This window comes from Exiguobacterium sp. UBA5002 (genome assembly GCF_002396765.1).
GTDB lineage: Bacteria > Bacillota > Bacilli > Exiguobacteriales > Exiguobacteriaceae > Exiguobacterium_A.
The window spans coordinates 75,460-88,619 of sequence record NZ_DGYQ01000023.1 but is presented as its reverse complement, the minus strand read 5'-3'; the positions used below and the strand labels follow the sequence as shown (position 1 = coordinate 88,619).

Genomic DNA, 13,160 nt, shown 5'->3' with positions numbered 1-13,160 from the left:
TTAAAACCCGTCTGTCAACGTTTCTTTTCAAGAAGACGATGACGCCATCGATCGCAATATTTGCTATACTGACGACAGAAGAATCGCCAGGAAGGATGACCGAGATGTTGGATCGATTGAGTGCGTTAGAGGACCGTTATGAAAAACTGAATGATATGTTGGCTGATCCAGCCATCATCAATGATACGAATCAATTGCGAGAGGTCTCAAAGGAGCAGTCACAACTTGCGCCGACCGTCGAGACGTACCGTGTCTATCGCGAGAAGATGGAAGCTTATCAAGAGGCACGTCAAATGTTGACGGATCAGGAGATGCGCGACCTTGCGAAGGAAGAAGTCGCGATGCTTGAGCCGGAGATCAAAGAGCTCGAAGCCAAGCTGAAAGCTTTATTATTACCGAAGGATCCGAATGACGATAAGAACGTCATCGTCGAGATTCGTGGTGCGGCAGGCGGAGACGAGGCAGCCTTATTTGCGGGTGACCTTTTCAAGATGTACTCGAAGTTCGCTGAGAAACAGAACTGGAAGATCGAAATCATCGACGCGAGCTATACGGAGCTTGGCGGTTATAAGGAAATTATCTTCATCGTCAAGGGGACGGGAGCCTACTCGAAACTGAAATATGAGAATGGGGCACACCGTGTCCAACGCGTTCCGTCAACGGAATCCGGCGGACGGATCCATACATCGACCGCAACGGTCGCCGTGTTACCGGAAGCAGAAGACGTTGAAGTCGAAATCCACGATAAGGATGTCCGGGTCGATACGTTCACATCGAGTGGACCGGGCGGGCAGTCCGTCAATACGACACAGTCCGCTGTCCGTGTCACACACGTGCCGACGGGAATCGTCGCCAGTTGTCAGGACGAGAAGTCGCAGATCAAGAACAAGGAAAAAGCGATGAAGGTCTTGCGCGCACGTGTCTACGATAAGATTCAACGCGAGCAGCAGGCGGAGTATGATGAAAAACGGAAGTCGGCTGTCGGTACAGGTGACCGTTCAGAACGGATCCGGACGTATAATTTCGCACAAAACCGAGTGACGGACCACCGAATCGGTTTGACGATCCAGAAGCTCGACCGGATCCTCCAAGGAGAGATGGATGAGGTCATTGATACGCTTGTCATGGAGTATCAAGCACGGGCATCGGAGGCGGCAAACTGATGCGGATCGCAAAACGTTTAAATGAAGCAAAAACGATGATGGAACAAGCAGGACGCGAGGGTTCGAGTGCCGAATGGTTACTCATGCACGTCTTAGAAGTCGACCGGACGGGACTCCTCGTCCGTCTGTCAGATGAATTGACACCGGAGCAGGATTTACGATTCAGTGAATACTTGCTCGCCCATGTTCACGGCGTGCCCGTGCAACATTTAATCGGCTATCAGCCGTTTTACGGACGGAACTTCAGCGTCACACCAGATGTCTTGATTCCGCGACCGGAAACGGAAGAGTTGATCGTCTTCGTCACGGAGCGTCTCAAACGTGAGTCGTTCACCGCGGGACAGATCGTCGACATCGGAACTGGGAGTGGAGCGATCGGAATCACGCTCGCCCTCGAACTCGAACAACCGGTCACGACTGTCGATATTTCACCGGCCGCTATTACTGTCGCGAAGCAAAATCAAGCAGCGCTTGGTGGAGACGTGACGTTCCTCGAAGGAGATTTACTGGCACCACTCGCGGACGATTCCGTGCGGGTGCTTGTCTCGAACCCGCCTTATATCGAGGAAGAAGAATTACTCAGTGAAGTCGTGTTCGATCATGAACCGCATCTCGCCCTGTTTGGCGGAAAAGACGGTCTCGTCTTTTACCGACGTCTCGTCGAAGAGAGTGGACGGGTCCTACGCGACGATTTCCGACTGATTGCGTTTGAAATTGGACACAATCAAGGACCAGAAGTGCAAATGATGTTAAAAGAACGTTATCCAAATGCGGAAACGGGTATTTTAAAAGATATAAACGGTAAAGACCGTATCGTGTATGCGGAACGAAAGGATTGTACAGCGTGAAGACGGAAATGATTGACTTACAGACGATGGATGAAGCAGTTCGGTTATTGCAGGAAGGAGAGGTCGTGGCGATGCCGACCGAGACTGTCTATGGTCTCGCAGGGGACGCAACGAACGAAGCGGCTGTTCGGCGAATCTTCGCCGCGAAGGGTCGACCTTCTGACAATCCACTGATTGTCCACGTCGCATCCGTAGAACAGGCACATCAGTTCGTCACGCACATTCCAGATGTTGCGGCACGTTTGATGGAGGCGTTCTGGCCAGGAGCCTTGACGATCATCCTCGAATCGAACGGCACCGCATCCACACTCGTCACAGCAGGACTAGATACGATCGGATTACGGATGCCAGACCATCCGCTCGCGCTTCGCTTGATTGAGGCGACAGGGTTGGGTCTTGCAGCACCGAGTGCCAACCGTTCCGGAAAACCTTCACCGACGTCATCTGCGCACGTCGCACATGACCTCTCGGGACGCATCGCTGCGATCGTCGATGGAGGGGAAACGGGCATCGGGGTCGAATCGACTGTCATCGATTGTACGATGACGCCACCGGCGATTTTACGACCGGGCGGCGTGACACGCGAACAAATCGAGTCGGTCATCGGTCCTGTCACACTCGATCCTGCCTTATCGATGAAAGATGTTACACCGAAGGCACCCGGGATGAAATATACTCACTATGCACCGGAAGCAACACTGTTCGTAGTTGAGGGAGATCTTTCATTCTTACAGCAACTCATCGATGATGCACGACAAACCGGACACAAGACGGGCGTTCTCCTGTTTGATGGGGAGGATGTCGACGCAGATGTTCGCTGCTCCCTTGGTAATTCGATGGAGACGGCGGCACAACGTCTTTACGATTGTTTACGGCGATTTGATCAGACGACGGTGGATCAGATTTTTGTACGAGACCTATCAGAAGAAGGGGTGGGGCTTGCGGTCCGCAACCGCCTCCATAAAGCAGCAGGTGGTCGGGTCATTCGCCCTTGAAGAAGGAGGATACGGAGATGAGCACACGTCGCGTTTTATTCATCTGTACAGGAAATACATGCCGTAGCCCGATGGCGATGGCGTTATTACGCTCGAAAGTCGCTGATCAGGAATTCGATGTCCGTTCAGCAGGACTACGTTCGATGCAAGGATTTGATGCGTCCGAGAACGCCTTACAAGTGTTACGTGAGCGCGGCATCGAACTCGAGCACTATACGCAAGTCTTTGATGATGTACTCGGACGTTGGTCTGACATCATCTTGACGATGACGCGTCAGCACAAGCAGGAAGTCGGTGAACGCTATCCGGAACTGAAGGAACGGACGTTCACCTTATATGAATATGTGACAGGGCTTGAACGGGACATCAATGATCCGTATGGCGGATCGATGAACGTCTACCGGCAAGTACGTAATGAACTCGAACCCCTCGTCAACCGTCTTGTGTTAAAATTGACGCAGAACGGAAACGGAAGAAAAGCTCCGGATACACGGAAACTTCCAAAAAAACAACCTAAACAAACGGGGGAATAGTAAAGATGAAAGTAGCAATCGGCGCGGATCATGGCGGTTTTAAGTTAAAGGCAGAAATCAACGACCTCTTACAAGAGCTCGGCATCGACTATACGGACTTCGGTACGCATTCAGCCGACTCAATCGATTATCCAGATGTCGCGATTCCAGTCGCTGAGGCAGTCGCGAACGGAGAGTTTGATCGTGGCATCTTGATTTGTGGAACAGGTATCGGGATCGGAATCGCAGCGAACAAGGTCAAGGGCATCCGAGCAGCACTCGTCCATGATACGTTCAGCGCGAAAGCGACGCGTCAGCACAACGATTCGAACATCTTGACGATGGGCGAACGCGTCATCGGTCCAGGACTGGCTCGTGAGATCGCACAACTTTGGCTTGAAACGGAATTCGAAGGCGGACGTCATGAGAACCGCGTTTGCAAAATCTCAGATTATGAGGTGAAGTAATGGACTTGACACGCATCCAGCACGATTTAGAAGAAACACTGAACGCTCTGGATGAACGATTTTCCTTAAAAGGAAAATTGCTCGTGATCGGCTGTTCGACGAGTGAAGTCATCGGCAAACAAATCGGCAAGGCAGGTTCACCGGAAGTGGCGGACGCCTTGTTCGATGTCTTCGATGCCTTTCGTCGATCGCATCAAGTCGATCTCGCCTTCCAAGGCTGTGAGCATATCAACCGAGCGCTGACACTTGAGCGGCAAACGGCTGAACGTCTCGGGCTCGATCCGGTGACGGTCGTTCCCGTTCCGGAAGCCGGTGGATCGATGGCGAGTGCTGCCTACCAACGCTTCTCGGCACCGATCGTCGTCGAAGCGATTCAGGCAGACGCCGGGATTGATATCGGTGATACGTTCATCGGCATGCACTTGAAAGCTGTTGCGATTCCTGTGCGCTTGCCGCACAAGGAAATCGGTGAGGCACACGTGACGGCAGCTGTGACACGACCGAAATTAATCGGTGGGGCACGTGCTAAATACGAATGATTGATGCAAGGGGTTGCGCACCCCTTGCTTTTTTGATGTTGTTTTTAGGGATGCCGGGAACGAAACATTCGTGTTAAGATAGGTCTATCGAAATGAAATGGGGGAATTCAGATGGAACAAACACCGCTTACGTATCTGAAACAACAAGATGAGGCACTCTTTTCGGCAATGCGCCAGGAACTAGGTCGTCAACGGGATAACATCGAATTGATCGCATCCGAGAACTTCGTCTCGCAAGCTGTCATGGAAGCACAAGGCAGTGTCTTGACGAACAAGTACGCAGAAGGTTACCCAGGTCGTCGTTATTATGGTGGCTGTGAGTATGTCGATCTCGCTGAGAATTTAGCACGCGACCGCGCGAAGGAAATCTTCGGTGCGGAGCACGCGAACGTGCAACCACACTCGGGTGCACAAGCGAACATGGCGGTCTACTTCACGATTCTCGAACAGGGCGATACGGTCCTCGGGATGAACCTATCGCACGGTGGTCATCTGACGCACGGTAGTCCCGTCAATTTCTCCGGTGTCCAGTACAACTTCGTGGAATACGGTGTCAATCAAGAGACAGAAATGATTGACTACGACGTCGTCGCGAAATTAGCAGAAGAGCACAAACCAAAATTAATCGTAGCGGGCGCATCGGCGTATCCGCGCGTCATCGACTTCAAGCGGTTCCGTGAAATCGCAGACAGCGTCGGTGCTTACTTGATGGTCGACATGGCACACATCGCTGGACTCGTCGCAGCAGGTCAACATCCGAACCCAGTCGAGCATGCACACTTCGTCACGACGACGACGCATAAGACGTTGCGTGGTCCACGTGGTGGGATGATTCTCTGTAAAGAAGAGCATGCGAAAGCAATCGATAAAGCCATTTTCCCAGGCATCCAAGGTGGTCCACTCATGCATGTCATCGCCGCGAAAGCTGTCGCGTTCGGTGAAGCTCTTGCACCAGAGTTCAAGGACTACATCGGTCAAGTCGTCACGAACGCAAAAGTCCTCGGTGAGGAATTGACGAAGCGTGGACTCCGGATCGTCTCAGGCGGAACGGACAATCACTTGCTCCTCGTCGACTTACAACCGCTCGGGATCACAGGGAAACTCGCAGAGCATGCACTTGACGAAGCCGGCATCACGGTCAACAAGAACACGATTCCGTTCGACCCAGCGAGCCCGTTCGTCACGAGTGGTATCCGGATTGGAACGGCAGCGATGACATCACGTGGCTTCAAGGAAGCCGAGATGAAAGAAATCGCCGAGTTGATCGAACTCGTTTTGAACCATCCAGAAGAAGCAGACGTTCTCGCACAAGCACGCGAGCGTGTCGTTGCTTTGACAGGTCGTTTCCCACTCTACCCAGAGCGCGGGTGATCGTCATCTCCTTCGTCCTTTTCGTTATGAGAAGGGGAAGGGGATTTTTGTTTGTCTAAAAAAGGAGGCGTACGATGTATATTCTAGTCGTTGAAGATGATCCACATATTCAAGCACTCGTCTGTTCAACGTTACAAGCCGATGGACATTCCGTCCGAGCGACAGCAGACGGAAACGAAGCGCTCGCTTGGATCGAGACGATGACGTTTGAAGCAGCCGTGCTCGACGTCTTGCTCCCCGGGCAGACCGGTCTCGTCCTGTGTGAGCGATTACGGCAAAACGGGGACATCCCGATCTTGATGCTGACGGCGCTCGGTGAACTAACGGATAAGCGGGACGGCTTTGCAGCAGGTGCTGATGATTACATCACGAAGCCGTTCGATCCGGAAGAATTAGTGTTTCGGCTTCACGCTGTGGCTCGGCGCTATCAAAAAGCGGCGCAACCCGTTCTGCATCTCGGGGATGTCACGATTGATAAACGCAGTCAGCTCGTGACGATCCAGTCGACCGAGTGGACACTCCCGCGGCGCGAGTTCGAATTATTACATCAGCTGGCAAGTTTCCCGGGACGGGTCTTCAGCCGCGAGGAATTGATCGAACACGTCTGGGGACTTGATTTCATGGGGGATGACCGGACGATTGACGTCCACATCAAACGACTTCGTGGACGCCTGAAGGAGACGAATCACGTGAAGATCGAGACCGTCCGCGGACTCGGCTACCGGTTGGAGGTCGACGCATGAGATCCCTCTATACGAAAATCGTTGGTCTCGTCTGTGTCGTCTTACTCGTGTCCGCCCTACTGGCTCTTTTAATTAGTAATATTGCCTATTATTCGTTCTGGCAGGACAGCTATAGCCAAAAAGTCGAGGAAGCGGTCGAGACAGCGATCGATTATTACGAGACGCACGGTGACGGAAAGACGGAATCGTTTTACCGGATGTTACAAGCAACTGGCTTTCAACTGTATGTCCGAACGGACGACGGAACGGAGCGTTACGGAAATCCATTTCGTGATGAAACGCTTTCGAGTCAAGTCATCGAGCAAGTGAAGAACGGTCAACCATATTACGGGATGAGCGAGTATCCGTTCCATCTATTCCTGCTCGGTCTGTTCGATAACGAGGTCATCAATACGTACGGCACATCAGTCAAAACATCGCAAGGAACGGACGCGATCTTCGTCCGTCCGGACTTAAGTCGGCAGATCCGTGAGTTGCACCTGTTTGTTGGTCTGTTCCTCGGACTGCTTATCGTGATCAGCTTTCTCTTGCTCGTCTTCTCGATCCGTTATCTCGTTCGACCGATTGATCGATTAACGAAAGCAACGGAACAGATGGCAGACGGCGACTATGGAATTCGCGTCGGAACGAAGGCGCGCGATGAGATTGGTGAACTGTCCCGACGCTTTGACGAGATGGCGATGGCGATTGAAGCGTCCGATACGGAACGACGCCGGTTCGTTGCAAATGTTTCGCATGAATTTCAGTCACCGCTGACGACAATCTCGGGGTACGCGGGACAACTCGACGTGACGGGAGAAGACGTCAGGAGACGGGCAATCATTCAACAAGAGGCAGCGCGAATGTCGGAACTGACGCGTCAATTATTGATCTTAGCGAAGCTCGATGAAGGACGACGCTTCAAGCAGCAAGCACTCGATCTGCGCACGAGTCTAGAGACGACACTCGCAACACTTGCCTTTCAGCTCGATGAGCAAGGCATCGCCGTCGCACTCGATGTATCGCCAGCGCTACAGATTCAAGCAGATGCCAGTGCGCTGGAACATGTCTTCCAAAATGTCATTCGAAATGCCGTCTCGTTCTCGAAAGAAGGAGCGACGATTCATATTCAGGCGCAAGAACAAGCGAATCAGATCATCGTCCGAATTAAAGATGAAGGACCAGGTATGACCGAACAACAGATGGAACATGCCTTTGAACGCTTTTATCAAGGCGATGCGTCCCGCACGTCGCGCGGGACGGGCCTCGGTCTTGCGATCGTCAAAAAGACGATGCGCCAACTTGGTGGGGACGCGAGCTTGTCGTCTGACTCATCCGGTTTGACTGTGACATTGACTTTTTTACGCATTTGACGCGTGCGTTCATGTTCCGTTCATATTGCAGTCGTATCATCAGTCCTGTAGCGAACATACAGGAGGGATCACGCGATGAAACTAGGATGGAAAGAACTCGTCCGAATGAAAGGACGATTCGGTTGGATGACGATCGTGACGATGTTGATCGTCTTATTGATCTTGATGATTACCGGTCTTGCGGACGGACTTGCCTATGACAATGGGGCTGCCGTCCGTAATCTGCCGGTCGAGCAGTTTGCGCTGAGTAAAGACGCGGAAGGGCAGCTGACTCGTTCGTTCTTACAGGCGGACGAGACACCGGAGGGCGCAGAAGCACTCGGTGTCCAGAACATGGTGCTTGAGAAGAAGAACGGAACGAAGGATGATGTGACAGTCTTTGCGTTACCACAGACTACGAACTATGGTCCGGAACAGCTGCGATCGTTGCAAAAAGGTGAGGTGCTCGTCGATGCTGCGTACGCGGAACAACGCGGAACCCGTGTCGGCGATACGATTACGGATTTTCGGACGAAAGAGACGTTCCGGATTGCCGGTACTGTAACGGACGGACGTTATAGTCACGCACCTGTTCTCTGGATGACGGATGAATCGTGGCAAGCATGGCAATCGAAGATGGGGGCATCATACGTCTCAGCGTATATCGGTCAGTCGTTGCAAACGGATCAAGCGGTCTTCTCAAAACAAGCAGTCGTTGAGAACGTACCAGGCTATGCAGCGGAGCAAAACTCCTTCCAGATGATGCGAGTGGCTCTCGTTGTCATCGGGGCGTTGATTCTGACAGCCTTCTTCTATATCTTGACGATGCAGAAGATGAAACAGCTCGGTGTCTTGAAGGCAATCGGCATTCGGACACGGACGATGGGTGCGAGTCTACTCGTACAAGTCATCCTCTTGACGAGCCTCGCCTTTACTGTCAGCGTCGCCATCACCTATCTGACGAGTCGTTTCCTACCGTCGGATCTTCCATTCCGTTTTGAATGGTCGACCAGTCTGATGTACGGGGGCATTTTACTCGTAACGGCAATCCTCGGTGCGCTCGTTCCGTTACGGATGGTCAAAAAACTCGAGGCAGCAGATGCGATGGGAGGAATGAACGGATGATCCGATTAGATCAGATTGAACAAAGTTATGGTGAGATGACGGTTTTACATGACATCAACTTACAAGCAGAAGCGGGTGAGTTGATTGCCCTCGTCGGACCAAGTGGTAGCGGGAAAAGTACATTGCTCCAGTTGCTTGGATTGTTACAGACACCAACGAAGGGTGCCGTCTACTTCGATGATACGTGCGTCAGTGAAGCAGCGGACGAAGAACGTCGTCGTTTGCGACTTGAGGAAGTCGGATTCATCTTTCAAGAATCGCATCTCGTACCATTTTTGACAGCAGGAGAGCAACTAGAGCTGGTCGCGCAGGAAGCGGGGCGAACCGTTGACGTGACATCGGCTCTCGCCGTGTTCGGACTCGAGCACCGGAAAGACCATTTGCCGCACGCCTTATCAGGTGGCGAACGACAACGTGTCGCGATTGCCCGGGCCTTCGTCAATGAACCACGACTTGTACTCGCGGATGAACCGACGGCAAGTCTCGATTATCCGAATGGTCGCCGGGTGATGGAGCTGTTGCAACAACAAGCGCATGTTTCTAACAAGACCGTCATCGTCATCACGCATGACGAACGGATGCTTGATGTCTGTGACCGGATTTGGCGGATTGAAGACGGACGCATCACGGAAACAAAAGTATTCCGATCCTATTCTCATCGTTAAACGATTCATCCTCTTGTTTTCGTACATCGACGTACGAAAACAAGAGGTTTTTTTCAATGCTTCGTCAAGAAGATAGGGGAAACGAACCATTTGCAGAAGCGTTATCTTTGCTATACTTAACCGTAGTAAAAAAAAGATAAAGGTGGAAATAAATGTGAACTTATCAACCTTGATCCAATCAGAACTTCAAGCCATTCAAACGGAACGCCTGACAGAATGGTTCACCCATAAAAGCCACGAGCGCCGGGAATATCACCGGATGCTCGAAGATTTCAAAGCAATCGTCATCATGCAACAGGCAGGATTTTATGAACAGGCAGATGCTCGTTTTGAACAGTGGAAGACCTTACCGATGCCAGCAGAAGTCTATCGTTATCGCCTGGCGATCGCAGGAAAAGCAGGTGGGAAGCGTCTTGCCCAGAAGCGATTGGCATCCTTTCCCATGACGGTTCAGAATCATCCGCAATTGAAAGACTGGAAGCGACTCGGAAAACTGAATCCATGGTGGATTGGTGGAGCCGTTGCTGTCGTCTCTCTCGTTCTCGTCTGGACACAGTTGGATAGCGAACCCGCAACACCAGTCGCAACGAAACAAACAGAGGTCGAGCAACAACTCGCAGCGCTGCAAACGGAAGTCGAACAGTTAAAAGAAAAAAACGAGCAGCTGGCAAGTGAGCAAGAAAAAGCGAAAGCGATTAAGCCAGAGAAGAAGGAGACTTCTTCCGAAACAAAGCAGACGCAACTACCTCCGAAAGAAGCACTCGAGCAAGGGGTTGCTGCCGTTCAGGCGAAAGACTACAAACGAGCAGACAGTGTCTTGACCGGATCCGTCTTGACGAACAAAGAGACAGCAGGTATGGCACGCTTCTATAAGTTGATCACTGCCGGAAAGCTCAAGCAGACGACACAGGTGGATTATATTGCCTATCGGAAAGATTTCCCGAAGTCCGGATACATGAGTGACGTCCTCTGGATGCAAGCGGTCTATGAACAAAAATATAAAAAAGGTGATTATCGTGCGACCTTGCAAGAACTCGCGAAACAACCGGACAATGAATGGTCTTACGCCGCAAAAGCAATTCTATCAGGGAAGAGTACGCTCGGGAACTGACGAAAAAACAGTTCCCAAGCAGTACGTTTTTAGAGTACAATGCGAAAAGAGAATGGAGAGGAGATGCAAACAATGAGTAAAGTACATGTATTTGATCACCCATTGATTCAGCACAAGATGACGATCATGCGTAAAGTCGAAACAGGAACGAAACAATTCCGGGAACTTGTCGACGAGGTGGCTTCATTGATGGCATATGAAATCACACGTGACCTTCCACTCACAGATGTCGCGATCGAGACACCGGTCACGAAGACGACGCAAAAGATGATCGAAGGCAAGAAACTCGGGATCGTCCCGATTCTCCGCGCCGGTCTCGGTATGGTCGACGGGATGCTCCGCATGATGCCGAACGTCAAAGTCGGTCACATCGGTTTGTACCGTGATCCGGAGACACTCGAGCCAACGGAATACTACCTCAAGCTCCCAACAGACGTCGCAGAACGTGATTTCGTCGTCGTTGACCCGATGCTTGCGACAGGTGGTTCGGCGGCAGACGCCATCTCCTCCTTAAAGAAACAAGGGGCGAAGAGCATCAAGCTCGCATGTCTCTGTGCAGCACCTGAAGGCGTTAAACGCGTTCAAGAAGAACACCCAGACGTCGACATCTATCTCGCGGCACTCGACGAGAAGTTGAACGACCACGGATACATCGTCCCAGGACTCGGTGATGCAGGAGACCGTCTCTTCGGAACGAAGTAAAAAGACAGCAAGATATACGAAAAGACCGCAGACGATGATCTGCGGTCTTTTCGTTGCTATTTCGTAAACTGCGCAAGATTGCTGAAATATGCTTTAATGAAAAAAGGAAAAAAGGAGGAAGTCACCATGCCGATTACAGTCATGCCGATTTTCGGGACGCGACCGGAAGCCATCAAGATGGCACCGCTCGTCAACGCCCTAAAGCAGCACCCTGCTTTTGATGTTCATGTTACGATCACTGCCCAGCACCGGGAGATGCTCGATCAAGTGCTCGATCTGTTTGAGATCGAACCGGATCATGATTTGAATATCATGAAGCAACGTCAGACACTCGTTGATATTACGACGCGTGGTCTCGAAGGACTCGATGCGATCATGAAGGAGATCAAGCCGGATCTTGTCCTCGTTCACGGCGACACGACGACGACGTTCGTCGGAAGCCTCGCTGCCTATTACAATCAGATCGCGGTCGGTCACGTCGAGGCGGGACTGCGGACCTATAATAAGTACTCTCCGTTCCCGGAAGAGGTCAATCGTCAGTTGACGTCGACGCTCGCGGACTTACATTTCGCTCCGACAGCGCAAGCGGCAGCGAATCTCGCATCCGAAAATCGTCACGCCGGTGTTTACATTACAGGAAACACGGCAATCGATGCCCTGCAAACGACCGTCCAATCGGATTACGTCCACCCGATGCTCGAGACGGTCGGGGACCGGAAGTTGATCTTGATGACAGCGCACCGTCGTGAGAACCAAGGTGAAAAGATGCATCAGATGTTCCGAGCGATCCGTCGTCTCGTCGATGCGTTCCCGGATACACATGTCGTCTATCCAGTCCATCTCAATCCGGTCGTTCAAGAAGCAGCGAAGACGGTCTTTGAGGGGCATGATCGGATTTCTCTGATCGCACCGCTCGACGTCTTCGACTTCCACAACTTCGCAAGTCGTGCGCATTTAATCCTGACTGACTCGGGTGGCGTACAGGAAGAAGCGCCGTCACTTGGTGTACCTGTGCTTGTCTTACGCGACACGACAGAGCGTCCAGAAGGGATTACTGCCGGAACGTTGAAGCTTGCCGGAACGGAAGAAGAGACGATCTATCAGATGGCAACAGAACTCTTGACGAACAAAACACTTTATCAGGAGATGGCGCATGCTTCAAACCCGTATGGAGACGGTCACGCGTCCGAACGCATCGTCCAAGCAATTCTGCATCACTTCGGTCAAGGAGAAGCACCGGCACCGTTACTCACGCAATAAAAAACGATCATCCTCGAATCGCTTGCATTCACTTGCTTTCCTCAGGCGAGACGTGAGCCGCGCCTCCTTCGTCTTTAGACGAGGAGTCGGATCTCACTTGTCTCTGACAGCACGAAAACTCGTGCTTTTTCCTGTAGGAGTCGCGTGATGTGAGCGATTCTTTGTTATGTCTTGAATTTCGTGTAATCGCAATAGTTGATTTAGGAGGATAATATCTTTAAATCTTACCATTTCCACTAAAATCAGCCCATTTGTTTAGAAAATGTAAAACCAAATGACCTTGAAACTGGAAGGGAAGCGATGACGATTCAAGCTGTGACGTAGCGCA

General features: G+C 51.6%; 14 protein-coding genes. All 14 read left to right on the top strand.

Going from position 1 to position 13,160, the window contains the following annotated elements; all coding sequences use genetic code 11:
- Nucleotides 1-104 precede the first annotated feature (104 nt).
- The 14 genes from prfA to wecB all read left to right on the top strand — a co-directional run bounded on the left by prfA (nt 105) and on the right by wecB (nt 12,832).
- Nucleotides 105-1,163, top strand: coding sequence for a peptide chain release factor 1 (gene prfA, locus B4C70_RS06405; RefSeq protein ID WP_290777697.1), 1,059 nt, complete (start codon nt 105-107; stop codon nt 1,161-1,163).
- Nucleotides 1,163-2,011, top strand: a complete 849-nt coding sequence (gene prmC / locus B4C70_RS06400) for a peptide chain release factor N(5)-glutamine methyltransferase (RefSeq protein WP_290777695.1) — start codon at nt 1,163-1,165, stop codon at nt 2,009-2,011. The genes prfA and prmC overlap by 1 nt, the downstream gene beginning before the upstream one ends.
- Entirely contained in the window at nt 2,008-3,006 is a 999-nt protein-coding gene (locus B4C70_RS06395) for an L-threonylcarbamoyladenylate synthase (protein WP_290777692.1), read from the top strand. The genes prmC and B4C70_RS06395 overlap by 4 nt, the downstream gene beginning before the upstream one ends.
- Before the next feature lie 17 nt (nt 3,007-3,023).
- Nucleotides 3,024-3,539, top strand: a complete 516-nt coding sequence (locus B4C70_RS06390; RefSeq protein WP_023469513.1) for a low molecular weight protein arginine phosphatase — start codon at nt 3,024-3,026, stop codon at nt 3,537-3,539.
- A gap of 5 nt (nt 3,540-3,544) precedes the next feature.
- On the top strand, nt 3,545-3,985 hold the full coding sequence (rpiB, locus tag B4C70_RS06385) for a ribose 5-phosphate isomerase B (RefSeq protein WP_029342752.1): 441 nt from the start codon (nt 3,545-3,547) through the stop codon (nt 3,983-3,985).
- The gene (locus tag B4C70_RS06380) at nt 3,985-4,524 is read left to right on the top strand and encodes a TIGR01440 family protein (protein ID WP_290777689.1); all 540 of its coding nucleotides are present in this window, start codon (nt 3,985-3,987) and stop codon (nt 4,522-4,524) included. The genes rpiB and B4C70_RS06380 overlap by 1 nt, the downstream gene beginning before the upstream one ends.
- A 111-nt stretch (nt 4,525-4,635) precedes the next feature.
- Nucleotides 4,636-5,895: a serine hydroxymethyltransferase gene (glyA, locus tag B4C70_RS06375; RefSeq protein ID WP_290777686.1), complete on the top strand. Its 1,260-nt coding sequence runs from the start codon at nt 4,636-4,638 to the stop codon at nt 5,893-5,895.
- Nucleotides 5,896-5,969: 74 nt separating this feature from the next.
- Complete coding sequence (locus B4C70_RS06370; RefSeq protein WP_047394512.1) at nt 5,970-6,638, top strand: response regulator transcription factor; 669 nt, start codon at nt 5,970-5,972, stop codon at nt 6,636-6,638.
- Complete coding sequence (locus tag B4C70_RS06365) at nt 6,635-7,990, top strand: sensor histidine kinase (RefSeq protein WP_290777682.1); 1,356 nt, start codon at nt 6,635-6,637, stop codon at nt 7,988-7,990. Before B4C70_RS06370 ends, B4C70_RS06365 begins: the two co-directional genes overlap by 4 nt.
- A 75-nt stretch (nt 7,991-8,065) precedes the next feature.
- Nucleotides 8,066-9,094 (top strand): ABC transporter permease, encoded by a 1,029-nt coding sequence (locus B4C70_RS06360; RefSeq protein WP_290777680.1) that lies wholly within the window; start codon nt 8,066-8,068, stop codon nt 9,092-9,094.
- The gene (locus B4C70_RS06355; RefSeq protein ID WP_290721651.1) at nt 9,091-9,759 is read left to right on the top strand and encodes an ABC transporter ATP-binding protein; all 669 of its coding nucleotides are present in this window, start codon (nt 9,091-9,093) and stop codon (nt 9,757-9,759) included. The genes B4C70_RS06360 and B4C70_RS06355 overlap by 4 nt, the downstream gene beginning before the upstream one ends.
- Before the next feature lie 154 nt (nt 9,760-9,913).
- Nucleotides 9,914-10,870 (top strand): hypothetical protein, encoded by a 957-nt coding sequence (locus tag B4C70_RS06350; protein ID WP_290777677.1) that lies wholly within the window; start codon nt 9,914-9,916, stop codon nt 10,868-10,870.
- Between the two features lie 72 nt (nt 10,871-10,942).
- Entirely contained in the window at nt 10,943-11,572 is a 630-nt protein-coding gene (upp, locus tag B4C70_RS06345) for a uracil phosphoribosyltransferase (protein WP_023469504.1), read from the top strand.
- A 126-nt stretch (nt 11,573-11,698) separates the two neighbouring features.
- Complete coding sequence (gene wecB / locus B4C70_RS06340; RefSeq protein ID WP_290777674.1) at nt 11,699-12,832, top strand: non-hydrolyzing UDP-N-acetylglucosamine 2-epimerase; 1,134 nt, start codon at nt 11,699-11,701, stop codon at nt 12,830-12,832.
- Nucleotides 12,833-13,160 lie beyond the last annotated feature (328 nt).